The sequence below is a fragment of the Streptomyces sp. NBC_01003 genome (assembly GCF_045162695.1).
In the GTDB taxonomy this organism is placed as follows: domain Bacteria; phylum Actinomycetota; class Actinomycetes; order Streptomycetales; family Streptomycetaceae; genus Streptomyces.
On record NZ_CP108707.1, the window covers coordinates 3,511,917 to 3,536,590 of the forward strand.

The 24,674-nt window shown below is 71.0% G+C and carries 17 protein-coding genes and 1 pseudogene; 2 read left to right on the forward strand and 16 right to left on the reverse strand.

The genetic code is table 11. The features are described 5' to 3' along the window. Positions 1-38: 38 nt before the first annotated feature. The 11 genes and pseudogenes from OG698_RS15995 to OG698_RS16045 form a co-directional block, all read right to left on the reverse strand. Complete coding sequence (locus OG698_RS15995; protein WP_406103638.1) at positions 39-761, reverse strand: DUF1684 domain-containing protein; 723 nt, start codon at positions 759-761, stop codon at positions 39-41. Between the two features lie 159 nt (positions 762-920). Then, the gene (locus tag OG698_RS16000; protein WP_406103639.1) at positions 921-1,769 is read right to left on the reverse strand and encodes a GNAT family N-acetyltransferase; all 849 of its coding nucleotides are present in this window, start codon (positions 1,767-1,769) and stop codon (positions 921-923) included. Positions 1,770-2,020: 251 nt separating this feature from the next. After that, positions 2,021-3,178 (reverse strand): flavodoxin-dependent (E)-4-hydroxy-3-methylbut-2-enyl-diphosphate synthase, encoded by a 1,158-nt coding sequence (gene ispG, locus OG698_RS16005; RefSeq protein ID WP_329569802.1) that lies wholly within the window; start codon positions 3,176-3,178, stop codon positions 2,021-2,023. 189 nt (positions 3,179-3,367) lie between these two features. Beyond that, positions 3,368-4,660 (reverse strand): M50 family metallopeptidase, encoded by a 1,293-nt coding sequence (locus tag OG698_RS16010; protein ID WP_399972409.1) that lies wholly within the window; start codon positions 4,658-4,660, stop codon positions 3,368-3,370. Between the two features lie 8 nt (positions 4,661-4,668). Continuing rightward, entirely contained in the window at positions 4,669-5,943 is a 1,275-nt protein-coding gene (gene dxr / locus OG698_RS16015) for a 1-deoxy-D-xylulose-5-phosphate reductoisomerase (protein WP_406103640.1), read from the reverse strand. Between the two features lie 277 nt (positions 5,944-6,220). Then, a pseudogene (gene secA / locus OG698_RS16020) lies at positions 6,221-8,731 on the reverse strand (preprotein translocase subunit SecA); the annotation flags it as partial. Between the two features lie 103 nt (positions 8,732-8,834). Then, positions 8,835-9,158 (reverse strand): hypothetical protein, encoded by a 324-nt coding sequence (locus OG698_RS16025; RefSeq protein WP_406103641.1) that lies wholly within the window; start codon positions 9,156-9,158, stop codon positions 8,835-8,837. Between the two features lie 130 nt (positions 9,159-9,288). Next, complete coding sequence (locus OG698_RS16030) at positions 9,289-11,229, reverse strand: acyl-CoA dehydrogenase family protein (RefSeq protein ID WP_406103642.1); 1,941 nt, start codon at positions 11,227-11,229, stop codon at positions 9,289-9,291. A 268-nt stretch (positions 11,230-11,497) separates the two neighbouring features. Further along, on the reverse strand, positions 11,498-12,943 hold the full coding sequence (locus tag OG698_RS16035) for an aldehyde dehydrogenase family protein (RefSeq protein WP_100595112.1): 1,446 nt from the start codon (positions 12,941-12,943) through the stop codon (positions 11,498-11,500). A 170-nt stretch (positions 12,944-13,113) separates the two neighbouring features. Then, positions 13,114-14,811, reverse strand: coding sequence for a PucR family transcriptional regulator (locus OG698_RS16040; protein ID WP_406103643.1), 1,698 nt, complete (start codon positions 14,809-14,811; stop codon positions 13,114-13,116). Positions 14,812-14,950: 139 nt separating this feature from the next. Then, positions 14,951-17,155, reverse strand: coding sequence for an ATP-binding protein (locus tag OG698_RS16045; RefSeq protein WP_406103644.1), 2,205 nt, complete (start codon positions 17,153-17,155; stop codon positions 14,951-14,953). A 229-nt stretch (positions 17,156-17,384) separates the two neighbouring features. Between OG698_RS16045 and gabT the strand changes: the two genes are divergently transcribed. Both gabT and OG698_RS16055 read left to right on the forward strand, forming a co-directional pair. Further along, the gene (gene gabT / locus OG698_RS16050) at positions 17,385-18,719 is read left to right on the forward strand and encodes a 4-aminobutyrate--2-oxoglutarate transaminase (protein ID WP_406103645.1); all 1,335 of its coding nucleotides are present in this window, start codon (positions 17,385-17,387) and stop codon (positions 18,717-18,719) included. Positions 18,720-18,989: 270 nt separating this feature from the next. Then, complete coding sequence (locus OG698_RS16055) at positions 18,990-19,670, forward strand: phosphatase PAP2 family protein (protein WP_406103646.1); 681 nt, start codon at positions 18,990-18,992, stop codon at positions 19,668-19,670. A gap of 18 nt (positions 19,671-19,688) precedes the next feature. On the opposite strand, the gene OG698_RS16060 is transcribed toward OG698_RS16055, so the two are convergent. The 5 genes from OG698_RS16060 to OG698_RS16080 form a co-directional block, all read right to left on the reverse strand. Continuing rightward, positions 19,689-20,156, reverse strand: a complete 468-nt coding sequence (locus tag OG698_RS16060) for a hypothetical protein (RefSeq protein WP_406103647.1) — start codon at positions 20,154-20,156, stop codon at positions 19,689-19,691. A gap of 142 nt (positions 20,157-20,298) precedes the next feature. Next, positions 20,299-21,726: an NAD(P)/FAD-dependent oxidoreductase gene (locus OG698_RS16065; RefSeq protein WP_406103648.1), complete on the reverse strand. Its 1,428-nt coding sequence runs from the start codon at positions 21,724-21,726 to the stop codon at positions 20,299-20,301. 13 nt (positions 21,727-21,739) lie between these two features. After that, entirely contained in the window at positions 21,740-22,537 is a 798-nt protein-coding gene (locus tag OG698_RS16070) for an ABC transporter permease (protein WP_406103649.1), read from the reverse strand. Next, positions 22,537-23,481 (reverse strand): ABC transporter permease, encoded by a 945-nt coding sequence (locus tag OG698_RS16075; RefSeq protein ID WP_406103650.1) that lies wholly within the window; start codon positions 23,479-23,481, stop codon positions 22,537-22,539. Before OG698_RS16075 ends, OG698_RS16070 begins: the two co-directional genes overlap by 1 nt. Continuing rightward, positions 23,478-24,632: an ABC transporter ATP-binding protein gene (locus OG698_RS16080; RefSeq protein WP_406103651.1), complete on the reverse strand. Its 1,155-nt coding sequence runs from the start codon at positions 24,630-24,632 to the stop codon at positions 23,478-23,480. The genes OG698_RS16075 and OG698_RS16080 overlap by 4 nt, the downstream gene beginning before the upstream one ends. Between the last annotated feature and the right edge of the window lie 42 nt (positions 24,633-24,674).

Consider the following 24,674-nt stretch of genomic DNA (forward strand, 5'->3'; position numbering starts at 1 on the left):
CTGCCTTCGTGCGGGCGCGGGAGGGGGCGCGCGAGAGATCAGTGCTGGTCGGCGAAGCCGGCGCGGAAGACGGGGAGCTTCTCGCCGGCTTCCACCGGCAGATGGAAGCGGTTCTGCCGCGGCGGCATCGGACAGTTGTACTGATCGGAGAACCCGCAGGGCGGGACGAACGCCCGGTTGAAGTCGAGCCGCACCCGCCCCTCGCCGGTGTGGTCGACGAAGAGGAACCGGCCCGCGCCGTAGGTGGCCGTCCCGTTGGTCGGGTCGCCGAAGACGAGCAGCAGCGTGCCGTCGTCGTCGAAGGCGCTGAGCGTGTGGTCGGTGCCGTCGACGGTGAGCGCGATGTCGCCGGGGACGGCGAGATCGCGGGTGCCGCCGTTGTCCCGGATGTGCTCGAAGGCGACGCGGCGGGCGTCCTCGACGGGGGTGTACGTGGCGTCCAGGACCCAGGCCGGGTCGAACGGGAAGGCGTCGGTGCGCTCGAAGTTCCGGATCGCGGGGGACTCGGCGTCCCAGAAACGCAGCGCGTACTCGGGCTCGCCGGTCGCCAGGTCGGTGCGCTCGACGGTCGTGACGGTCACACCGTCGCGCTGTCCGGCGCGGGCCGCCGTGAGGTCGGGGCGCTCGCCCGCGGGCAGCCAGCGGGTCTCGACGAGGGCGAGGTTCCCGGTGGGGCCGGTGACGGAGCGGTGCCGCTCGGCGCGCCACTCCTCCCAGGCCTGGGAGGGGTCACTGGCACGGTCGGACATGGCGGCACTCATTCGCGTAGAAACTCATCAGCATCCACACCGGTGCGCACGGAAGGTGTTCACACTGGGTGAAGCTTGAACCAAAGGAGCTTCTTTATCTTCCATAAGGGGCGCTAATGTCAAACGACGCCAAATATGTGAGACACGTGCCACGGGGAGCGCGCGAGCGCCTCAGAACAGGACACTCATGAAGGCGCCGACTTCCTCGAATCCGACCCGGCGGTACGCGGCCCGCGCCGGGGTGTTGAAGTCGTTCACGTACAGGCTGACCAGCGGCGCGAAATCCGTGAGCGCGTAGCGCAGGACCGCAGCCATGCTGGGGGCGGCGATGCCGCGGCCGCGGTGTTCGGGGGCGATCCACACGCCCTGGATCTGGCAGGCCCGCGTCGTCGCGGCGCCGATCTCGGCCTTGAAGATCACCTTGCCGTGCTCGTCGAGCCGGGCGAACGAACGCCCGCTTCCGACCAGCTCGGCCACCCGCGCCTGATACAGCAGGCCCCCGTCACCGGCCAGCGGCGAGACGCCGACCTCCTCCGTGAACATCGCCACACACGCCGGCATGATCGTCTCCATCTCGTCCTTGCGGACGCGGCGGACGTACGGATCCGGGGCGATGTGGTCGGGGAGCCGGTCCGCGACCATGAGGGGCTGCTGGGCGCGTACGTCCCTGGCCGGGCCCCAGTTCGGTTCGAGCAGCCGCCACAGCTGGGCGGTGGGCTCGGCGGGGCCGACGATGGAGGAGCAGCGGCGCCCGGCCCGGCGGGCCCGGTCGGCGAACCCGCGCACGGCCCTCGGGGTGGCGCAGATCGGGACCAGGTTCGCGCCCGCGTAGCAGAGGGATTCGAGCATCCCGTCCTCGTACCAGCCCCACATCTCGCCGCCCAGACGCCACGGGTCGAGGCCCGCGACCTGGACGCGGGACGCGACGAAGGCATTGGCAACCGGCTCGCGGTCGAGCACGGCGAGCGCGGCATCGAGGTCACTCGGTTCGAGGACCCGGGTGGTGGTCTGAGTCAACAACGGGGCGGCTCCATCACTCCTTGCGGGGAACGACAACCCGTCGAACACCCTGCTAGCGTCGCCGTGTGCTCGCTCGCGAGCATCGGTCAGGGCTTGACCGTCGCGTCACGGCGAGAAGCCCCTCGGGGCGGAGTCACACGGTCTGCTGATCTCCGTACTTTAGCCGGAGATGCTGAGCAGCACACCGCACGCAAAGGGACCCGGGCGCCACCTCCGGAGGGGCACCCGGGTCTCTTGCGTCACAAGGCGGATCAGCCCGCGACGGCAACCGTCGGCTCGCCGCTCATGACGCCGTCCTTCTCCATCTGCTCGGCGATCTTCAGCGCCTCTTCGATGAGGGTCTCGACGATCTTCGACTCGGGGACGGTCTTGATGACCTCGCCCTTGACGAAGATCTGGCCCTTGCCGTTGCCGGAGGCGACGCCGAGGTCGGCCTCGCGGGCCTCGCCCGGTCCGTTCACCACGCAGCCCATGACGGCGACGCGCAGCGGGACCTCCATGCCGTCGAGGCCCGCGGTGACCTCTTCGGCGAGCTTGTAGACGTCGACCTGGGCGCGGCCGCAGGACGGGCAGGAGACGATCTCCAGGCGGCGCGGCTTGAGGTTGAGCGACTCCAGGATCTGGTTGCCCACCTTGATCTCCTCGACCGGCGGGGCCGAGAGGGAGACGCGGATGGTGTCGCCGATGCCCTCGGAGAGCAGCGCGCCGAACGCGACGGCGGACTTGATGGTGCCCTGGAAGGCCGGGCCCGCCTCGGTGACGCCGAGGTGCAGCGGGTAGTCGCACTGGGCGGCGAGCTGGCGGTAGGCGTTCACCATCACGACCGGGTCGTTGTGCTTGACCGAGATCTTGATGTCGCGGAAGCCGTGCTCCTCGAAGAGGGACGCCTCCCACAGGGCGGACTCGACGAGCGCCTCGGGGGTGGCCTTGCCGTACTTCTTCAGGAGCCGGGCGTCGAGCGAGCCCGCGTTCACGCCGATGCGGATCGGGGTGCCGTGGTCCTTGGCCGCCTGCGCGATCTCCTTGACCTTGTCGTCGAACTGCTTGATGTTGCCCGGGTTCACCCGGACCGCCGCGCAGCCCGCCTCGATGGCGGCGAAGACGTACTTCGGCTGGAAGTGGATGTCCGCGATGACGGGGATCTGCGACTTCCTCGCGATGGTCGCGAGCGCGTCGGCGTCGTCCTGCGTGGGACACGCCACACGCACGATCTGGCAGCCGGACGCGGTGAGCTCGGCGATCTGCTGCAGCGTGGCGCCGATGTCGGACGTACGGGTCGTCGTCATGGACTGCACCGACACCGGTGCGTCTCCGCCGACCGCCACGGTGCCGACCTGGATCTGCCGGCTCCTGCGGCGCTCGGCGAGCTTGGTCGGAACGGACGGCATGCCGAGAGAAATCGCAGTCATCTGCTGTGCAACCCCAAGGTGTGGAATCGAGACCCGAGAAGAAGACACGGATCGGGGTCCCGTGGTGAGCGGGCTCCAGGCTTCGAGATTACGGCACCGGCCCGGCGCCGAGCACATCACGTCCGGAAGTCCACCCAAAGGTAGGCGGCCGGGCACAGAGCATGCCTGGCCGCCATGAACTATGGGTAACTACGAGATTTTGACCGGGTTGACGACGTCCGCGATCAGTACGAGGACGGTGAAGCAGACGAAGATTCCGGCCACGACGTAGGCGACCGGCATCAGCTTCGCCACATCGAACGGGCCGGGGTCGGGCCGCTTGAAGACCTTCGCCACATTCCGTCGCAGCGACTCCCACAGGGCACCGGCGATGTGCCCGCCGTCCAGGGGCAGCAGCGGCAGCATGTTGAAGAGGAACAGCGACAGGTTGAACCCCGCGACGAGCATCAGGGCCATACCGAGCTGCTGGGTCGCCGGGATGTCCAGGTTGAAGATCTCCCCGCCGACGCGGGCCGCGCCGACCACACCCATCGGCGAGTCCGGCTCACGCGGGCCGTCCCCGAAGGCGGCGTCCCACAGGGCCGGGATCTTGCCGGGCAGGGCGGCGAGCGAGTTCACGGCGTCGCCGACCCGGTCTCCCATCCAGGTCACGGAGTCGCCGAAGTCCTGGCGCACGACACCGGTCGAGGCGCTGAAGCCGAGGAATCCGGCGTTGATGTACTCGCCCTGGACGATCTGACCGCTGCCGTCCTTCTTCGCCACCTGGTTGGTGGCGATCTTGGCATGCAGGACCTTCTCCTGGCCGTCGCGCTGGACGACGATGTCGACCGTCCTGCCGGGGTTGGCGCGGATCTCGTCGGAGAGGGTGTTCCACTTGTCGGTCTTCACGCCGTTGAACGAGACGATCTTGTCCTTGGCCCGCAGTCCGGCCGCGGCCGCCGGGGAGGCGGGGTCGGACTTCTTGCACGTGTCGCGGTTCTCACTCTGCTTGACCACGCACTGCTGGACCGAGCTGACCGTGGTGGTCTGCTGCGTGATGCCGAAGCCCATCAGGACGGTGAAGAACAGGCCGACCGCGAGGATCAGGTTCATGAAGGGGCCCGCGAACATCACGATGACCCTCTTCCACGGCTTGCGCGTGTAGAAGAGGCGCGTCTCGTCGCCGGGCTGGAGCTCCTCGAAGGCCGCAGCCCGGGCGTCCTCGACCATGCTGCGGAACGGGGAGGTGGAGCGGGCCTCGATCTTCCCGTCCGGGCCGGGCGGGAACATGCCGATCATGCGGATGTAGCCGCCCAGCGGGATCGCCTTGACGCCGTACTCCGTATCGCCCTTCTTGCGGGACCAGACGGTCGGGCCGAAGCCGACCATGTACTGCGGCACGCGGATCTTGAAGAGCTTCGCGGTCGAGAGATGCCCCAGCTCGTGCCAGGCGATCGAGACGAGCAGCCCGATCGCGAAGACGACTATGCCGAGGATCATCATCAGGGTCGTCATGCACGAGCCTCCGCGGTCGATGTCGCCTGTGCCGTCAGTTCACGGGCCCGGGCGCGTGCCCAGGTCTCCGCTTCGAGGACGTCCGCGACGGTCAGGGAAGTTCCCGCCGCCGCTGCCGAAGGCGCGCCGTGTTCCTCGACGACCTTCGTGACGGTGTCCATGATGCCGTTGAACGGCAGCGCGCCGTTCAGGAACGCGTCCACGCACTCCTCGTTTGCGGCATTGAACACTGCCGGAGCCGTCCCCGCGAGCTTGCCCACGTGCCGGGCGAGCCCGACCGAGGGGAAGGCCTCGGTGTCGAGGGGGAAGAACTCCCAGCTCGACGACTTCGTCCAGTCGAACGCGGGCGCCGCGTCGGGGATCCGCTCGGGCCAGCCGAGGCCGATGGCGATGGGTCCGCGCATGTCGGGCGGCGTGGCCTGGGCGAGGGTGGAGCCGTCCGTGAACTCGACCATGGAGTGCACGTAGGACTGCGGGTGCACGACGACCTCGATCCGCTCGAACGGGATGTCGTAGAGGAGGTGCGCCTCGATCACCTCCAGGCCCTTGTTGACGAGGGTCGCGGAGTTGACGGTGATGACCGGGCCCATCGCCCAGGTCGGGTGCGCTAGCGCGTCCTCGGGTGTGACGTGTGCGAGGTCCGCCTTCGTCCGTCCCCGGAAGGGGCCGCCGGACGCGGTGACGACGAGCTTGCGGACGTCCGCGCGCTTGCCGGCCGCGAGGGCCTGGAAGAGCGCCGCGTGCTCGGAGTCGACAGGGATGATCTGGCCCGGCTTCGCGAGCGCCTTGACGAGGGGGCCGCCGACGATGAGCGACTCCTTGTTGGCGAGGGCGAGGGTGCGCCCGGCCTCCAGAGCAGCGAGCGTCGGGGCGAGGCCGATGGATCCGGTGATGCCGTTGAGCACCGTGTGGCAGGGGGAGGCGGCGAGCTGGGTGGCCGCGTCGGGTCCGGCAAGGATCTCGGGGAGCGGCTCGCCGTCGGCGTACTGCGCGCTCAGTGCCTCGCGCAGGGCGGGCACGACGTCCTCGCGGGCGACCGCGACGGTCCGTACGCGCAGCTGCCTGGCCTGTTCGGCGAGCAGGCCGACCCGGCCGCCCGCGGCGGACAGCGCCGTGACCGTGAAGCGGTCGGGGTTGCGCAGCACCAGATCGATGGCCTGGGTGCCGATCGAGCCCGTGGAGCCGAGGATGACGACGTCCCGCGGGCCGTCCGTGCCGGCGGGGTCGTAGACGAGGTGCGGGTCCGCGAGGGGGGATGCGCTGTCGCTCATACCCCCCATTGTGGCGTGGCCTCCGGGTGCCTCGGACAGCGCGTCCCCCGGCGGTTCGTCATCACCTGCGCAGGCGGCGGCCCTTCGCTCAGGCGGACGGCCGCGGGGAGGGGCCGGGCGGCTCCGCGTCGCGCGGTGCGTCCTCGTCGGGGGCGGTGTTGAAGTCGCCTTCCTGTCTGCCCCCGGCGGTGTCCAGGGTGGGGGCGCTGAAGTGGAGACGGTCGGGGCGCCGGGCCGCGTCGAGGGCGTCGGAGGGCGGCGCGTCGGCAGTGGTGTCGAGGTTGAAGACGTAGCCGACCGACTCCTCCTTGATGGCGTCCATCATGGCCGTGAACAGGTCGAACCCCTCGCGTTCATACTCGAAGATCGGCTCGCGGCCCAGGGTGTAGCGCAGGCCGATGCCGTCGCGGAGGTAGTCCATCTCGTAGAGGTGTTCGCGCCATTTGCGGTCGAGGACGGCGAGGACGACGAAGCGTTCCAGGTCGCGCAGGGCGTCGGCGCCGAGGTCGCTCTCGCGCTCCTCGTAGCGGGCGTGGATGTCCTCGGTGACGGCGTCGACGAGGAGGCCGGCGGTCAGCTCGGCGCGCCCGCCGGCCGCCTCGTCGAGCTCGTCGGCGGTGACGCCGCACGGGTAGAGCTCGTGGAAGGCGGCCCAGAGCACGTCGAGGTCCCACTCCTCCGCGTAGCCCTCGGCGGTTTCATGGGTGATGTACGCCTCGACGGTGTCGTCCATGAAGCGGAGGATCTGGGCGCGCAGGTCCTCGCCCTCCAGGACGCGGCGGCGTTCGCGGTAGATGAGGGTGCGCTGCCGGTTGAGTACCTCGTCGAACTTGAGGATGTCCTTGCGGGTCTCGAAGTGCTGCTGCTCGACCTGGGACTGGGCGGAGGCGATGGCGCGGGTGACCATCTTGTTCTCGATGGGCACGGAATCGGGGACGTTCGCCATGGCCATGACCCGGTCGACGGCCTGGGCGCGGAACAGGCGCATCAGGTCGTCCTCCAGGGACAGGTAGAAGCGGGATGCCCCGGGGTCGCCCTGGCGTCCCGAGCGGCCACGCAGCTGGTTGTCGATGCGCCGGGACTCGTGCCGTTCGGTGCCGAGGACGTAGAGCCCGCCGAGTTCCTTCACCTCGTCGTGCTCGGCGGCGGCGGACGCGCTGACGCGCTCCTCGACGGCGCGGCGCCGCTCGGGGTCGTCGTCCTCGGCGGGGCCGTGTGCTTCCAGTGCGGCGGCGGTCATCGCCTCAGGGTTGCCGCCGAGCATGATGTCGGTGCCGCGGCCGGCCATGTTCGTGGCGACGGTGACGGCGCCCTTGCGGCCCGCCTGGGCGACGATCTGGGCCTCGCGGCGGTGGTTCTTGGCGTTGAGGACCTCGTGCCGGATGCCGTGCCTGCGGAGCTGTTCGGACAGGAGCTCGGACTTCTCCACGGAGGTGGTGCCCACGAGGACGGGCTGGCCGGTGGCGTGCCTCTCGGCGATGTCCTCGACGATCGCGTCGAACTTGGCGCTCTCGGTGCGGTAGATCAGGTCGGGGTCGTCGCGGCGGACCATCGGCCGGTTGGTGGGGATGGGCACGACGTGCAGCTTGTAGATCTGGTGGAACTCGGCGGCCTCGGTCATGGCGGTGCCGGTCATGCCGCCGAGCTTGGCGTAGAGGCGGAAGAAGTTCTGCAGGGTGATCGTGGCGAGCGTCTGGTTCTCGTCCTTGATGTCCACCCCTTCCTTGGCCTCGATGGCCTGGTGCAGGCCCTCGTTGTAGCGGCGGCCCATGAGGATGCGGCCGGTGTGCTCGTCGACGATGAGGACCTCGCCGTCGATGACGACGTAGTCCTTGTCGTTCCTGAAGTGCTCCTTGGCCTTGAGCGCGTTGTTCAGGTGCCCGACGAGCGGGGTGTGGGCCGCCTCGTAGAAGTTCTCGATGCCGAGCTGGTCCTCCAGGTAGGAGACCCCACGGTCCAGGATCCCCACGGTCTTCTTCTTCAGGTCGTACTCGTAGTCGTACGTGGCCCGCAGCTCGGCGAGCCGGTCCTTGTCGGCCTGGGTGGTGAAATGCTCTTCCTGGACCGGGACGCCCTTCATGTTCCGGACCAGTCCCGCGAAGACGCCGTACCAGTGGGTGGGCTGGTCGGCCGGGCCGGAGATGATCAGCGGTGTGCGGGCCTCGTCGATGAGGATCGAGTCCGCCTCGTCGACGATCGCGAAGTGGTGTCCGCGCTGCACCAGTTCGTCCTTCGACCACGCCATGTTGTCGCGCAGGTAGTCGAAGCCGAACTCGGTGTTGGTGCCGTACGTGATGTCGCAGGCGTAAGCGGCGCGCCGGTCGGCCGGGTCCATGTCGTTCGTGACGACGCCGACGGTGAGGCCCATGAACCGGTAGGCCCGGCCCATCCAGGCGGCGTCGCGCTCGGCGAGGTAGTCGTTGACGGTGACGAGATGGACGCCGTTCCCGGCCAGCGCGTTGAGGTAGACGGGCAGGGTCGCGGCCAGGGTCTTGCCCTCGCCGGTCTGCATCTCGGCGATGTTGCCGAGGTGGAGCGCGGCGCCGCCCATCAGCTGTACGTCGAAGTGGCGCATGCCGAGCGTGCGGCGCGCGGCCTCGCGGATCGCGGCGAAGGCCTCGGGCATGAGGTCGTCCAGGCTCTCACCGTCGGTGAGGCGCTGCCGGAACTCGGCGGTGAGGGCCTGGAGCTCGGCGTCGGTGAGCGCGCGGAAGTCTTCCTCGACCGAGTTGACCTGGTCGGCGACGCGCTGGAGCTTGTGCAGGATCCTGCCTTCGCCTGCGCGCATGATCCTGGAAGTGATGCGGTCGAATCCGGTACCCGACACAGGAGCCTCCCCCCTGTACCCAATGTCCGCCTCGTCGCCCTTTGAGGCAAGGAGGCAGGCCCGTTCACTGCCCGGTCATGGACCGAACGTAGTGACTGAGGTTGGCGCTGAGGACGCCGCGCACGTAGAGGATCGCGCCGGCCATCCCGATGGGGAGCGAGAGCGCGAGGACGGCGAAGATCACCGGCCAGGGCTCCAGGACGCAGGTGTTGGAGATGCCGTCGTCGTAGCTCCTGCGGATCTCCTCGAAGAGGAGCGGGTCGTCGCAGCCGGCGCCGTGTTCGTCGCCGGACGCGAGGAGGAAGCCCGGCGGCAGCAGGAGCCGGGCCAGGACGTACAGCCACAGCAGCGCGGCGAGGACGAGCAGCCAGAAGCCGCGGGTGCGCATCTTCAGCGCGTTTCGCGAAACCGTCGTTCCAGGTCGTTGCGGTACTTGCGCTCGTCACGCATGGCTGCCATCTCCCCGGGGCCTGTGGGACTTGCGGTGAGCAAGATACCCACGGGCCCCGGGGCGCGGTTCAGCGGATGGGGCGGCGGACGTTCTTCCTCTTCGAGGGGCCGGGGGTCGCGTCCGCGATCCACGCGCCGTCGCCGCTGGGGTCGATGACGCCCTCCTCCAGCCAGGTGTAGGAACCGCTGAGGACGCCCTTGGTGACCTTGCGGTCCAGTTCGTCGGTGTTGTGCCACAGGCGCCCGAAGAGTTCGTCGACGCGGACGCGGGACTGGCTGCAGAACACGTCGGCGAGCTGGTAGGCCTCGCGGCCGTGTTCGCCGGTGCCGCGCAGGTGCTCGGCCCGTACGCAGGCCGCGCTCATCGCGAAGAGTTCGGCGCCGATGTCGACGATCCGGCCGAGGAAGCCCTGCTTGGTCTCCATCTTTCCCTGCCAGCGGGACATGGCATAGAAGGTGGAGCGGGCCAGCTTGCGCGCCGAGCGCTCCGCGTAGCGCAGATGACCGGAGAGGTCGGCGTGGCCCGCGGGGTGGAACTCGCTGTAGGAGTTGGGGAGTTGGCCGGGTCCGGCGACGAGCTTCGGCAGCCAGCGCGCGTAGAAGCCGCCGGCCTTCGCGCCCGCCTTCGCCTTGTCGGACAGGGACTTGTCGGGGTCGATCAGGTCACCGGCGACGGACAGGTGCGCGTCCACGGCCTCGCGGGCGATGAGGAGGTGCATGATTTCCGTCGAGCCCTCGAAGATGCGGTTGATGCGCAGATCGCGCAGGAGCTGTTCGGCGGGGACGGCGCGTTCGCCGCGCGCGGCGAGGGACTCGGCGGTCTCGAAGCCGCGGCCGCCGCGGATCTGGACCAGCTCGTCCGCCATCAGACAGCCCATCTCGGAGCCGAAGAGCTTGGCGAGGGCGGCCTCGATGCGGATGTCGTTGCGGTCCTCGTCGGCCATCTGCGAGGACAGGTCGACGACGGCTTCGAGCGCGAAGGTCGTCGCCGCGATGAACGAGATCTTCTGGCCGACCGCCTCGTGGAACGCGACCGGCTTGCCCCACTGCTCGCGGGCGCCCGACCACTCGCGGGCGATCTTCAGGCACCACTTGCCCGCGCCGACGCACATCGCGGGCAGCGAGAGCCGGCCCGTGTTGAGGGTGGTGAGGGCGATCTTGAGGCCGGCGCCCTCGGGGCCGATGCGGTTCGCGGCCGGGACCCTGACCTGGTGGAAACGGGTCACGCCGTTCTCCAGGCCGCGCAGGCCCATGAAGGCGTTGCGGTTCTCGACCGTGATCCCTTCGGAGTCGGCCTCCACGACGAAGGCCGTGATGCCGCCCTTGCGCCCCTCCGCCTTCGGCACCCGCGCCATGACGACGAGCAGATCGGCGACGACGCCGTTCGTCGTCCACAGCTTCACGCCGTCGAGGATGTACGAGTCCCCGTCGGGCACCGCGGTCGTGGCGAGGCGCGCCGGGTCCGAGCCGACGTCGGGTTCGGTCAGCAGGAACGCGGTGATGTCGGTGCTGGCGCAGCGCGGCAGGAAGGCGTCCTTCTGCTCCTGCGTCCCGAAGATCTTCAGCGGCTGCGGCACACCGATGGACTGGTGGGCCGACAGGAGGGCGCCGATCGCGGGGTTCACGGTGCCGACCAGGGCGAGGGCCTTGTTGTAGTAGACCTGCGTGAGACCCAGGCCGCCGTACTTGGTGTCGATCTTCATGCCGAGGGCGCCGAGCTCCTTGAGCCCGTTGATCACCTCGTCGGGGATCTGCGCCTCGCGCTCGATGCGGGCCGGGTCGATGCGTGTCTCGCAGAAGTCGCGCAACTTGGCGAGGAACTCCTCGCCGCGCCGGACGTCCTCGCCCGCCGGCTGGGGATGCGGGTGGATCAGGTCCAGCCTGAAGCGCCCGAGGAAGAGCTCCTTGGCGAAGCTCGGCTTGCGCCAGCCCTGTTCGCGCGCGGCCTCGGCGACCTGCCGGGCCTCACGTTCCGATACGGATGGCTGCTGGGAAGTTGGGGCCGCCATGGGGGCTCACCTCGACGCGAGATAGGGGCCGTTCGGCATCGGCTACCGACGGGTGCTACTCGGTCGTATGTACCCGAAAACCGGCAACCCGACCACCCCTCGCGCACCGATCGGGTCAACCCGTACCGGCATTCGGGGGACAAGGGTCCGTTGGGCCTGCCGTCAAATGGCGGGCCCGGGAACGCGGACGGCCGGAGCCCCCGCACAGTGGGCTCCGGCCGTCCATGGCCGGCGTACGGGTCAGGCGTACGCCGGGGTCTTGCCGGCCCTAGAGGGCGAGGCCCGTCAGGACGAGGACGCGCTCGTACGTGTAGTCGTCCATCGCGTAGCGCACGCCCTCGCGGCCCACGCCGGACTGCTTGGCGCCGCCGTACGGCATCTGGTCCGCGCGGTAGGACGGGACGTCGCCGATGACCACGCCGCCGACCTCGAGGGCGCGGTGGGCGCGGAAGGCGGTCTGCAGGTCGTGCGTGAACACGCCCGCCTGGAGGCCGTACTTGGAGTCGTTGACCGCGGCGAAGGCCTCGGCCTCGCCGTCGACCTTCTTGACCGTGAGGACCGGCCCGAAGACCTCCTCGCAGGAGATCGTCACGTCGGCCGGCACGTCGGCGAGGACGGTCGGGGCGTACGTGGCGCCCTCGCGCTTGCCGCCCGCGAGCAGCGAGGCGCCCGCGGCGACGGCCTCGTCGACCCAGGACTCCACGCGCTTGGCGGCGTCCTCGCTGACCAGCGGGCCGACGTCGGTGGCGTCGTCCGCGGGGTCACCGGTGACCTGTGCCTCGACGGCCGCGACGATCTTCGGCAGGAGCCGCTCGTACAGGGAGGCGTCGGCGATGACGCGCTGCACGGAGATGCAGGACTGGCCGCCCTGGTAGTTGGAGAAGGTGGCGATCCGGGTCGCCGCCCAGTCCAGGTCCTCGTCGGAGGCCCAGTCACCGAGGACGACGGCCGCGCCGTTGCCGCCGAGCTCCAGCGTGCAGTGCTTGCGCGGCACGCTGTCCATGATCGCGTAGCCGACGGGGCCCGAGCCGGTGAAGGAGATGACCGGCAGGCGCTCGTCCTGGACCAGGGCGGGCATGCGGTCGTTCGGGACCGTGAGGACGGACCAGGAGCCGGCCGGGAGGTCGGTCTCGGCGAGCAGCTCGCCGAGGATCAGCGAGGAGATCGGCGTGGCCGGGGCCGGCTTCAGGATGATCGGGGCGCCGACGGCGATGGCCGGTGCGACCTTGTGGGCGCTGAGGTTCAGCGGGAAGTTGAACGGCGCGATGCCGAGGACCACGCCGTGCGGAATGCGGCGGGTCAGGGCGAGCCGGCCGGTGCCGCCCGCGTCCGTGTCCAGGCGCTGGGCCTCGCCGCCGTTGAAGCGGCGGGCCTCCTCGGCGGAGAAGCGGAAGACGGAGACGGCACGGCCGACCTCGCCGCGCGCCCACTTGATGGGCTTGCCGTTCTCGGCGGAGATCAGCTGGGCGATCTCCTCGGTGCGCTCGGTCAGCCGGTCGGCCACGTGGTTGAGGGCCTTGGCCCGTACGTGGGCGGGGGTGGCGGCGAACTCGTCGCGGACGGCGTACGCGGCGGCGACGGCCTCCTCGACCTGCGCGTCCGTGGGCACGCTGACCTTGCCGACCAGCCGACCGTCGTAGGAGTTGGTGACGTCGAAGGTGGCGTCACCGGTGGCCTCGCGGCCCGCGAGCCAGAAGGCGTGAGTGGCGGTCATAGTCGGTCCCGGCCCTTCCGCAGTGGGTGTGTACTGGGGTCTTTCCGGACCAACGGTAGGCGGGCGGGGGCGGAGCCGTGTTTGTCCGACGTGTCGGAGTCCGCGAGTGCGGCGCGCCGCTTTGGCAGAGGCGGGCGCGGGTTCGCTCCTGAAGGGCGGGCCCGGCGGGCCTATTCGCCGCCCGCGCCCGTCGCCTTGAGGGCCAGCCACAGCTCCATGCGCACGTCCGGATCGTCCAGCGAGCGGCCGAGGATCTCCTCGACGCGCCGCATCCGGTAACGCAGGGTGTGGCGGTGCACACCGAGGTCGGCGGCGGCCGCGTCCCACTGGCCGTGCCGCGAGAGCCAGGCGCGCAGCGACGCCACGAGGTCGCCGCGGCCGGTCGCGTCGTGGTCCTTCAGGGCCCGCAGGAGGCCGTCCGCGAAGGCGCGTACGGCGTCGTCGGCGAGCAGCGGCACGACGGAGCCGGCCGCGACCTCCTCGTGTTCGACGAGGGCGCGACCTCGCCGCCGGGCGACGGAGAGGGCCTGTTCGGCCTGCTTGTAGGCGGTCGCGGCGGCGATCGGCCCGGCCGGTGCGGACAGGCCCACCACGAGTTCGTCGTCCTCGCCCGCGCCGCCCTGCTCGCGCTGCGTCAGGCGGGCTGTCTCCAGGGCCTCGGCGTACTGGGTGCAGGCGCCCGTCGCCGCGCCGCCGTCGGCGGCGAGCAGCACGAGCCGGTCTCCGTCGGGCACCACGAGGACGGCCTCCCCGGAGCGGGCCGCGGCGGCCTCCACGACGTCGGCGAGCCCCGTGAGCGGGTCCCCGGAGGCGGCGACGGCCGCCGCCCCGGTGCCCGGAGCGGGCCGCTCCGGCTTGTCGAGGGCCACGCGCGCGTGCCCGTCGGCGTGCGCGCGGCCCGCCGACGCGGACGCGACCTCGGCGACGATCATCCGGAAGGGCGCGTCGAGCAGCCCTCCGTACAGGTCACCGGCGACGGTCCTGGCGTGCTCGGGCTCCCCCGCGAGCAGCATCCGCAGGACCGCCGCGCCGATGCGCTGCTCGGCCGCGTGCAGCGAGCGGGAGCGCTCGGTGGTGAGGGTGAGCAGGGCGATGGCGGAGTGCAGCGCGTAACGCTCGGCGGTGCCGAGGGCCGCTGCGGTGCCCACGGCGAGGGCGGCGCGGGGCCTGCGTCCGGTGCCGAGGGAGTGCAGTTCTACGCGGTCCTCGTCGCCGCCGCCCGGCTGCTCGCTGCCGCCGACGACGGCGCTGGCCGGGGCGGGCCGCTCACGCAGCCGCTCGACGTCGCCGACCAGACGGGCCGCCCTGCGTCCGGCCCACTCCGGCGCGGCCGCGACCACGGCGCCCGAGGCGTCGTACAGCGCGGCCCAGCCGTCGACCTGGCCGGCGAGCGCGCCGAGCAGCCCCTCGGGCCCGCCGCTCAGCGCCTGCTTGGTCAGCTCGCGCTGGGCGGCGAAACCGGCGGTGACGGCGCGGTACTGGTCGGCGGCGATGGCGGCGGAGACGGCCTTGCTGATGGCGATGAAGGGGGTGCGGCGCGGCACTTCGAGGAGCGGGAACTCCTCCTCGCGCGCCGCGTCGACGAGGGCCTGCGGGACGGCGTCGTAGTTGACACCGACGGCGAAGCCGAGCCCGACGACTCCGGCACCCGCGAGCCGCTTCACATAGCGGCGCATCGCCTCCGGGTCCTCCGCGTCCAGCTTGAGCGCGGTGAACAGGAGCAGCTCGCCACCCTCCATGTACGGCACGGGGTCGGCGAGCTCACTGACGTGGGCCCAGCGCACGGCGGTGTCCAGCCGTTCCTCCCCGGCGCGCACGGTCAGCTTGAGCGCGGAGTGATGGACGAGGGAGGCGAGCGTGGGCGGCATGAGGCCTTCAGGTGTGCGACAGGTGGTGCTCGGGTGAGGGGTGGATCCTGTGGATCTTTTGGCCGGTACGTATGAACGACCAGTGTCGATTCTGCCTCACCGTACGTACGTCTGCGGCCTCCCCGCACACCGGGCCGCCTCAGTCGCGCAGGTCCACCAGGAGCGGGGGCGCGTGCTCGCCGCGGACCGTGGTCAGGGACAGGACGGCGTGGCCGGGCGGGACGGCGTGCGCCAGTTCGGAGGCGGACCAGCGCTCGCGCTCGACCTGGCGCACGGTGACGGCCCGTGCGGTGGGCGCGTTGCCGGTGATGACGCGGCGCAGCATGTGGACGGTCTTGCCGAGCGGGGTCTCCGCGATGATCTGCCGGTCGGTGACGTCCCGTGTCTCGGTCCACTCCTTGCCCCACACCTCGGCGAAGTCCTGGCCGTCCCACGGGGTGAGGCCGGACAGGGCCACGCGGCAGCCGACGGCCCCGAGGAGCGGTCCACGCAGGGGCCGCGGCACGTCGTCGAGGGTGCGCAGGGTCAGGACGGCGCCCGCGTTCGCGGAGCGCAGCCGCTGGATGCCGCGCACGGCCTGCGGGGTAACGGCGCCGGTCGCGTCGTCCAGGATCAGGCAGGCGAAGAGCGAGCGGTCGTCGCGGACGGACGCGCTGGCGACGAACTGGGCGAGCACGAGACGCGCGAGGATCCGCGACGCGTCGGCGTGCCCGCGTTCGGGCAGGTCGATGCGGACGCGTACGGGGTGGTCGAGGGCGCGCAGCGAGAACGGCCTGCCCCGGCCCGTCGTGTCGAAGAACGAGGCGAAGGCGGGCCGGTCGAGGAGGGCCACCCGGTCGGCGAGCACCGCGCCCACGTCCCCCGGATGCCCCAACTGCCGCTCGCGCGCATCGAGTTCGCGGAGCATCGCCTCGTGACCCGAGTCGGTGAGCGCCTGACGCAGCGCGGCGAGCGGCTCCGGGGCGCCGTCCAGGAGGCGGCGCAGCTCGGGCACGGAGGGGAAGCGGCCGTGGACGGCGTGGTACGGCCCGATGAGCTGGGCGATGACGGTGGTGGAGCGCCGGCTGTCGCCGCCGGGGTGCGGGTCGGCGAGGTCCCCGACGAGCGCCTCGGCGAGCACCGCCGCGGCCTCGTCGGGGTCGCTCGTGCCGCCGTACAGGTCCAGGTCGTGGACGGACTCCGGGTGACCGATGCGGATGACGACGTCATAGCCGTCGGCGGCGCCGAGGCCCGAGCCCGCCGCGCCGACGACCACGACGGCGGCGCGGCCGGCCAATGCGCCCAGGCACAGGGACTCGGCGATCGGCCAGACGACGCTGCCGGTCTTGCCGGCGCCCGCGGGGCCGACGGCGAGCAGCGAGGTGCCCAGCAGATCGGGCCCGAAGGCGAGGCCCGTGCCGCGGTAGGCGTAGGGATTGCGGACGTCGTCGGCGGTCGTGCCGATCCTGACCTGGGCGGTGGCGAGGTCGTGGCGGGCGGCGCGGGCAGGGAGGTCGCGCGCGCCGGAGGGGTGCAGACAGGCGCCGGCGCCGTCCTTCACGACGGCCGCGGTGAACGAGGCGAGGGGGTGGCTGCCACGGCGCACGCCCTGCCAGGCGCGGGCGATCCGGGCCTGGTCGACGTCGCACATCAGCCCGGCGCGGGCGTCGGCGGCGAGCCGGTCGGCGGCGTCGGCGGCGCCCGCGGCCCGCAGCTGGGGCCAGCGCGCGGGGTCCTCCTCGGGCGCGGGCGGGCGCTCCTGGGCGACGGGTAGGGCCTTGCGCCAGGCCGGCAGCCCGTAGCGGCGCCAGACCTCACCCCAACGGCCGAGCCGGCCGACGGCGATCATGATGCCGACGGCGAACACGGCGTAGTACAGGTAGACCACGACGACCGAGCCGACGGAGTGCGGCTGGGCCCAGGAGTCGGGGACCATCGCGTACAGCGGGAGCAGCCACCAGCCACCGAGGTAGCCGTTCCAGAGCAGGGACCAGACGAGCCACCCCACCAGGAACGCGATCACCGCTCCGCTGAGCAGCTGCCGGGCCGGGACGACCTCGGGCTCCTGCGCGGGCCTCGGCCGGTGCGCGAACCGCCAGATGCCCGGCTCGGCGGCGGGCCGTGGGGCGCGCAGCCACCCGAGGAAGGCGGCCCCGGCGGCTCCGTCGGACGCTCCGGCGGCGCCGGGGGCGTGCGTGGGGCGGGGCGGCGGGGTGCCGGGGCGCGCGGGCGAACCGCTGCCTGTTCCCCGGTCGGCCGACACCAGCGGAGGATTCGGCGGCCCCGCAGGGCGCGGCACCGGTGTGGCGTGTGTGCCGCGAGCGTCGTGCGTGCCGCCAGCGCCCTGCGTGCCGTCGGTGTCCATTGCCCCTGCCCCCTGACCTGCCGGTCTGTGTGTCCGCGGGTCAATCTAGTGCCCCCGCATGGGGAGTTCACCGGTTACGCGCCCGGACCTGCGGCGATCCCCGTGAGGCAGCCCTATGTCCACGACGGACAACGCCACCCGCGAACAACGCCCCGATGGAGCATGCCCCACCCCGCCCCTCGCCCCTAACCTGCGAAGAAAGCACCCGAAACACCCCCAGGAGCCCCGCATGAGCGCAGTCCCGCAGGAGCGCCGCGTCGTCACCGCCATCCCCGGTCCGAAGTCGCAGGAGCTGCAGGCCCGACGTACCGCCGTGGTCGCGGCCGGCGTGGGCTCCACGCTGCCGGTCTTCACCGCCCGCGCGGGCGGCGGCATCATCGAGGACGTCGACGGCAACCGCCTGATCGACTTCGGTTCCGGCATCGCCGTGACCTCGGTCGGCGCCTCCGCCGAGGCCGTCGTGCGCCGCGCCTCCGCCCAGCTGCAGGACTTCACCCACACCTGTTTCATGGTCACGCCGTACGAGGGCTACGTCGCCGTCGCCGAGGCGCTGGCCGAGCTGACGCCGGGTGACCACGCCAAGAAGTCCGCGCTGTTCAACTCGGGCGCCGAGGCCGTCGAGAACGCCGTCAAGATCGCCCGTGCGTACACCAAGCGCCAGGCCGTCGTCGTCTTCGACCACGGCTACCACGGCCGTACGAACCTGACGATGGCGCTGACCAGCAAGAACATGCCGTACAAGAACGGCTTCGGCCCGTTCGCGCCCGAGGTCTACCGCGTGCCGGTGGCCTACGGCTACCGCTGGCTGACCGGCGCGGAGAACGCGGGCGCCGAGGCCTCCGCCCAGGCGATCGACCAGATCACCAAGCAGATCGGCGCCGACAACGTCGCCGCGATCATCATCGAGCCGGTCCTCGGCGAGGGCGGCTTCATCGAGCCGGCGAAGGGCTTCCTGCCCGCGATCCGCCAGTTCGCCTCGGACAACGGCATCGTCTTCGTCGCGGACGAGATCCAGTCCGGCTTCTGCCGCACCGGCCAGTGGTTCGCGTGCGAGGACGAGGGCATCGTCCCCGACCTGATCACGACCGCCAAGGGCATCGCGGGCGGTCTGCCGCTCGCCGCCGTGACGGGCCGCGCCGAGATCATGGACGCCGCGCACGCGGGCGGCCTCGGCGGCACCTACGGCGGCAACCCGGTGGCCTGCGCCGGTGCGCTCGGCGCCATCGAGACCATGAAGGAGCTCGACCTCAACGCCAAGGCGAAGAACATCGAGGCCATCATGAAGGCCCGCCTCGCCACCATGGCCGAGAAGTTCGACATCATCGGCGACATCCGTGGCCGCGGCGCCATGATCGCCATCGAGCTCGTCAAGGACAAGGCCACCAAGGAACCGCACCCGGCCGCCGCCGCCGCGCTCGCCAAGGCCTGCCACGCCGAGGGTCTGCTGGTCCTCACCTGTGGCACCTACGGCAACGTGCTGCGCTTCCTTCCCCCGCTCGTCATCGGTGACGACCTGCTCAACGAGGGCCTGGACATCATCGAGACCGCGTTCGCGGGCGTCTGAGCCGCTCCGGCGCTTCAGGCAACGGTCAGGGCGTGTGAAGAACGTGTGCGGGGCCGATGACGGGTTGCTGTTCCCGCTGTCGGACACCCGCGCCCTGCCGTACGGTTTCTGCAGATGAGAGAAACACCCCGCCCACAGGGGACTGTGGGCGAAACCGGGACGGAGCCTCCCCAGCCCCGCCCTGGTCGTGCCCTCGCGCACACACCCGGAGCTTCCGGCTCCGGAACTCCTCACCGATCGGATGGCCGCCCGCCCCAAACCCCCCGGGGCGTGCGGCAAACCGATCAGATCGGCCGCCTCGGAACTACCCCCCCTGTTCCGGGGCGGCCGACCATTTTCCGCTGGGCCGCCGTTCTGAGCGCCCTGCTCTTCCTCTTCCTCACCTGGCAGATCGCCGTCGGCGGTGCGCTGCGCCGCGCGGACGAACGCCTCGGCGACGTGATCGGCGCCGGCCGCCTGCCGCAGCGGGCCGCCGAGCTCCTCGCCGACCTCGGCAACATCACTGTCGCGCTCCCGGTCCTCGCCGCCGTCCTCGGCTACGCCGCCTGGCGCGCCCGCCGCGACGGCGTGCCCCGCTGGTGGAAGCCCCCCGTCACCGCCGCGCTGACGATGGCCGCCGTCCCGCTCCTGGTCGTCCCGATCAAGGAGACCGTCGACCGGACGGGCCCGGCCGTGATGGGCCCCGGTACCGGCTTCTACCCGTCGGGCCACGCGACGACGGCGGCGGTCGCGTACGGCGCCTGCCTGCTCCTCCTGCTGCCGTACGTGCGTGGCGCCTACGCGCGCCGCGAACTCGTCATCGGCTACACGGTCCTGAACGCGGCCGTCGGCCTCGGTCTGGTGCGGCGCGGCTACCACTGGCCGCTGGACGTCGTCGGCGGCTGGTGCCTCTCGGTGGTCCTGCTGTACGTCATGTGCGCCGTGTGGGCGGGCCGGGCGCCCCGCGGCTGACCCGGCCGGCCCATCGGGCTACTCGTGGCTGTCGTCCCGGGCGAGCTGCGCGGCTGCCTCGTGCATCGCCAGTTCCAGGACGGTCGGGTCGGTGAGGGTGCCCGAGCCGTCGGGCGGGATCAGCCAGCGGACCCCGCCGGCGGCGCGGCGGGGAAGGGGATGCGGCACGACGATCCAGGTGCCGCGGCCCGCGCCGCGCACCCCCGTGCCGAGCCAGCGGGCGGCCGTGCCGGAGGGCACGAAGAAGCCCATGCGGGCGTCACCGAAGTCGGCGAGCACGGGGCCCGGCCGGTCGATGACGCGGGTGAGCACGTCGAGCGTCGGATACCCCAGCTCGCCCGGCAGTATCAGTACGTCCCAGAGCCTGCCCGCGGGAAGGAGCGCGACCCCGAGGGGGTTGCGCTCCCATTCCCAGCGGCAGGCGTCCGGATCAGGTGCCACGGACGCCAGCCACTCGACCGCCGACTTCGCCCCCGAGCCAGTCATGGCGGGACCTCCTCTTCCTGGTACGCAGTTGCCGAAAGCTGTGCGTGTCACCAGGGAGAGGAGGCCGGGCCGCGAGCATTACGCGGGTTCTGCCCACGAGTTGTTCCGGACTTGTTGATCCGGACCGGTGGTTCGGGACTTGTCAGCTGTCGAAGCCGAGGCCCGCCTTGTCCATCGCCTTCAGCCACAGGTTGCGCCGGCCGCCGTTGTCGTCGGCGCGCGCCAGGGACCACTTGGTGAGCGCGATCCCGGTGTAGGCGAACGGCTCGGGCGGGAAGGGCAGCGGCTTCGTGCGGACCATCTCCAGCTCCGTACGCTCCGTGCGCTCACCGGAGAGCAGGTCGAGCATCACGTCCGCGCCGAAGCGGGTCGCGCCCACTCCGAGGCCGGTGTACCCGGCGGCGTACGCGACGCGGCCCTTGTGGGCCGTGCCGAAGAACGCCGAGAAGCGGGAGCACGTGTCGATGGCCCCGCCCCACGCGTGACTGAAGCGCACCCCCTCCAGCTGCGGGAAGCAGGTGAAGAACTGGCCGGCGAGCTTCGCGTACGTCTCGGGCCTGTGGTCGTACTCCGCGCGCACCCGGCCGCCGTAGGGATAGATCGCGTCGTAGCCGCCCCACAGGATCCGGTTGTCCGCGGAGAGCCGGAAGTAGTGGAACTGGTTGGCCGAGTCGCCGAGGCCCTGGCGGTTCTTCCAGCCGATGGAGGCCAGCTGGTCGTCGGTCAGGGGCTCGGTCATCAGCGCGTAGTCGTAGACCGGGACGGTGTACGAGCGCACGCGCTTGACCAGGGACGGGAAGACGTTCGTGCCGAGCGCGACGTGCTGGGCGAAGACGCGCCCGTAGGGGGTGCGGACCGCGGTCCCGGCGCCGGACGAGGAGAGTTCGAGCGCCGGGGTGTGCTCGTAGAAGCGCACGCCGAGGTCGAGGCAGGCCTGCTTGAGGCCCCAGGCGAGCTTGGCGGGGTGCAGCATCGCGACACCGCGCCGGTCGTACAGGGCACCGAGGAAGGTCGGCGAGTCGACCTGTTCGCGGGTCGCGTCGGCGTCGAGCAGCTCGGTGCCGCCGGCGAGGCCCGCCTCGGTCAACTCCTCGTGGAATTCCTGGAGTTCGGCGACCTGATGCGGCTCGGTGGCCACGTCCAGTTCGCCGGTGCGCTCGAAGTCGCAGTCGATGGCGTAGCGGGCGACCGCCTCCTCGATCGCGTCGAGGTTGCGGTTGCCGAGCTCCTCCAGCCTCGCGATCTCGCCGGGCCAGCGGGCCAGCCCGTTCGCGACGCCGTGCGTCAGGGAGGCGGCGCAGAATCCGCCGTTGCGGCCGGACGCCGCCCAGCCCACCTCCTGCCCTTCGAGCAGGACCACGTCGCGCCCGGGGTCGCGCTCCTTGGCGAGGAGCGCGGTCCACAGGCCGCTGTAGCCGCCGCCGACGACGAGCAGGTCGCAGCGTTCGTCGCCGGTGAGCGCCGGCTGGGCCTGCGGCTTGCCGGGATCGTCCAGCCAGTAGGACAGCGGCTTGGCGTCCGCCAGTGACTTGATCCAGTCGGTACCACGGTTCATGGCACGTGCGGCCATGATTTCAACTCCCTCAAACTGCCTTGTTCTTACGCTTGCCGACCAGCATTGCGGCAAGGACCAGCAGCACGGCGACGATGAACATCGCCGTACCGATGACATTGATCTGAACGGGCGTACCGCGCTGCGCCGATCCCCAGACGAACATGGGGAAGGTCACGGTCGAGCCCGCGTTGAAGTTGGTGATGATGAAGTCGTCGAAGGAGAGGGCGAAGGCGAGCAGCGCGCCCGCGGCGATGCCCGGCGCGGCGATCGGCAGGGTGACCCGTACGAAGGTCTGGACGGGACCGGCGTAGAGATCCTGGGCGGCCTGTTCGAGGCGCGGGTCCATCGACATGACGCGCGCCTTGACGGCCGTCACGACGAAGCTGAGGCAGAACATGATGTGGGCAATGAGGATCGTCCAGAAGCCGAGCTGCGCGCCCATGTTGAGGAAGAGCGTGAGCAGCGAGGCGGCCATGACGACCTCGGGCATCGCCATCGGCAGGAAGATCAGCGAGTTCACGGCGCCGCGGGCCCGGAAGCGGTAGCGCACCAGAGCGAAGGCGATCATCGTGCCGAGGGTGGTGGCGCCGATCGTCGCCCACAGGGCGATCTGGAGGCTCAGGGACAGCGAGCCGCACATGTCGGCGACGCCGCACGGGTTCGTCCACGCGTCGAGGGAGAACTGCTGCCACTCGTAGTTGAAGCGCCCCTTCGGCTTGTTGAAGGAGAACACCGTCACGATGACGTTGGGCAGGAGCAGATAGCCGAGGGTGATCAGACCCGCGATGACGACGAGATTGCGGCGCAGCCAGCGTACGAAGGGCATCAGACCAAGTCCTCCGTTCCGGACCGGCGGATATAGACGGTGACCATGATCAGGATCGCAGCCATCAGGATGAAGGAGAGCGCCGCCGCCGTCGGGTAGTCCAGGATGCGCAGGAACTGCGTCTGGATGACGTTGCCGACCATGCGGGTGTCGGTGGAGCCGAGCAGGTCCGCGTTGACGTAGTCACCGGCGGCGGGGATGAAGGTGAGCAGCGTGCCGGAGACGACACCCGGCATGGAGAGCGGGAACGTCACCTTGCGGAAGGTGGTGGCGGGCGAGGCGTACAGGTCGCCCGCCGCCTCGTGCAGCCGGCCGTCGATGCGCTCCAGCGAGGTGTAGAGCGGCAGGATCATGAACGGCAGGAAGTTGTACGTGAGTCCGCAGATCACGGCGAGCGGGGTCGCGAGGACGCGGTCGCCGTCCGTCATGCCGATCCAGCTCGTGACGTCCAGGATGTGCAGGGCGTTCAGCGTGCTCACGACCGGGCCGCTGTCGGACAGGATCGTCTTCCAGGCCAGTGTGCGGATCAGGAAGCTGGTGAAGAACGGCGCGATGACGAGGATGAGGACGACGTTGCGCCAGCGTCCCGCGCGGAAGGCGATGAGGTAGGCCAGCGGGTAGCCGAGCGCCAGGCACAGGATCGTGGCTGCGCCCGCGTAGAGCACCGAGCGCAGGAACTGCGGCCAGTAGTCGGCGAGCGCGTCCCAGTAGGTCGCGAAGTGCCAGGTGACCTTGAAGCCGTCCTCCAGGGAACCCGTCTGGATCGACGTGGACGCCTGGTAGACCATCGGCAGGGCGAAGAAGACGACCAACCACAGCATGCCGGGCAGCAGCAGCCAGTACGGGACGAGACGGCCGCGCTTGCGCGGCCGGGGCGCGGCCTTGCCGGCCGGCGCCGCGGCCTTGCCGGCCGGCGCCGCGGGGGTGTCGGTGACGGTCGTCATGCGGCGGCGTCCTCCTCGACCTTCGCTGCGCCCGCCTCGATGTCCTGGGCGGCGTCGAGGCCGAACGTGTGCGCGGGGTTCCAGTGCAGGACGACCTCGGCCCCGGGGGTGAGCCGGGTGTCGCGTTCGATGTTCTGGGAGTAGACCTCGAAGGCGTCGCAGAGCGGGCTGTCGACGACGTACTGCGTGGAGACGCCGATGAAGCTGCTGTCAGCGACGCGGCCTGTGATGCGGTTGCGGCCGTCGGGTATGGAGCCCGCGTCGTCGGCGTGGGTGAGGGAGATCTTCTCGGGGCGCACCCCGACGAGGACCTTGCCGCCGGTGGTGGTGGCGGCCGTACAGCGGGCGGCGGGCAGCACGAGCTTGCCGTCGCCGGCCTTCAGAGTGAGGTCCTCGCCGCTGCGGCCGGCGACCTCGGCCTCGATGAAGTTGGACGTGCCGAGGAAGTTGGCGACGAACGTGGACCCCGGGTTCTCGTACAGGTCCGCCGGGGCGCCCAGCTGCTCGACGCGGCCCGCGTTCATCACGGCGACCGTGTCGGCCATGGTCATGGCCTCCTCCTGGTCGTGCGTGACGTGGATGAACGTGATGCCCACCTCGGTCTGGATGCGCTTGAGTTCGAGCTGCATCTGGCGGCGCAGCTTGAGGTCGAGGGCGCCGAGCGGTTCGTCGAGGAGCAGCACCTTGGGGTGGTTGATCAGGGCGCGCGCCACGGCGACGCGCTGCTGCTGGCCGCCGGAGAGCTGGTGCGGCTTCTTGCGCGCCTGCTCGCCGAGCTGGACCAGGTCGAGCATCTCCCCGACCTGCTTCTTCACGGACTTGATGCCGCGACGGCGGAGGCCGAAGGCGACGTTCTCGAAGATGTCGAGGTGCGGGAAGAGCGCGTACGACTGGAAGACGGTGTTCACCGGGCGCTTGTAGGGGGGCAGCGCGGTGACGTCCTGGTCGCCGAGCATGACCGTGCCGGAGCTGGGCTCCTCGAGCCCCGCGATCATCCGCAGGGTCGTGGTCTTGCCGCAGCCCGAGGCGCCGAGCAGGGCGAAGAAGGAGCCCTGCGGCACGGTCAGGTCCAGCGGCTGGACGGCGGTGAAGGAGCCGTAGGTCTTGCTGATCCCGGCAAGGCGGACGTCGCCGCCGTTTTCTGTCGTCATGGTGCAGTCCAAGGTGTCGAGGGGGCAGGGGGCTCGGTGCTG

What these genes read in the sequence shown, in the direction of transcription:
- OG698_RS15995 (WP_406103638.1), bottom strand. Translation starts at nt 761, where the DNA reads ATGAGTGCCGCCATGTCCGACCGTGCCAGTGACCCCTCCCAGGCCTGG.
- ispG (WP_329569802.1), bottom strand. Translation starts at nt 3,178, where the DNA reads ATGACTGCGATTTCTCTCGGCATGCCGTCCGTTCCGACCAAGCTCGCC.
- OG698_RS16010 (WP_399972409.1), bottom strand. Translation starts at nt 4,660, where the DNA reads ATGATGATCCTCGGCATAGTCGTCTTCGCGATCGGGCTGCTCGTCTCG.
- dxr (WP_406103640.1), bottom strand. Translation starts at nt 5,943, where the DNA reads ATGAGCGACAGCGCATCCCCCCTCGCGGACCCGCACCTCGTCTACGAC.
- OG698_RS16025 (WP_406103641.1), bottom strand. Translation starts at nt 9,158, where the DNA reads ATGCGCACCCGCGGCTTCTGGCTGCTCGTCCTCGCCGCGCTGCTGTGG.
- OG698_RS16030 (WP_406103642.1), bottom strand. Translation starts at nt 11,229, where the DNA reads ATGGCGGCCCCAACTTCCCAGCAGCCATCCGTATCGGAACGTGAGGCC.
- OG698_RS16035 (WP_100595112.1), bottom strand. Translation starts at nt 12,943, where the DNA reads ATGACCGCCACTCACGCCTTCTGGCTCGCGGGCCGCGAGGCCACCGGT.
- OG698_RS16040 (WP_406103643.1), bottom strand. Translation starts at nt 14,811, where the DNA reads ATGCCGCCCACGCTCGCCTCCCTCGTCCATCACTCCGCGCTCAAGCTG.
- OG698_RS16045 (WP_406103644.1), bottom strand. Translation starts at nt 17,155, where the DNA reads ATGGACACCGACGGCACGCAGGGCGCTGGCGGCACGCACGACGCTCGC.
- gabT (WP_406103645.1), top strand. Translation starts at nt 17,385, where the DNA reads ATGAGCGCAGTCCCGCAGGAGCGCCGCGTCGTCACCGCCATCCCCGGT.
- OG698_RS16060 (WP_406103647.1), bottom strand. Translation starts at nt 20,156, where the DNA reads ATGACTGGCTCGGGGGCGAAGTCGGCGGTCGAGTGGCTGGCGTCCGTG.
- OG698_RS16065 (WP_406103648.1), bottom strand. Translation starts at nt 21,726, where the DNA reads ATGGCCGCACGTGCCATGAACCGTGGTACCGACTGGATCAAGTCACTG.
- OG698_RS16070 (WP_406103649.1), bottom strand. Translation starts at nt 22,537, where the DNA reads ATGCCCTTCGTACGCTGGCTGCGCCGCAATCTCGTCGTCATCGCGGGT.
- OG698_RS16075 (WP_406103650.1), bottom strand. Translation starts at nt 23,481, where the DNA reads ATGACGACCGTCACCGACACCCCCGCGGCGCCGGCCGGCAAGGCCGCG.
- OG698_RS16080 (WP_406103651.1), bottom strand. Translation starts at nt 24,632, where the DNA reads ATGACGACAGAAAACGGCGGCGACGTCCGCCTTGCCGGGATCAGCAAG.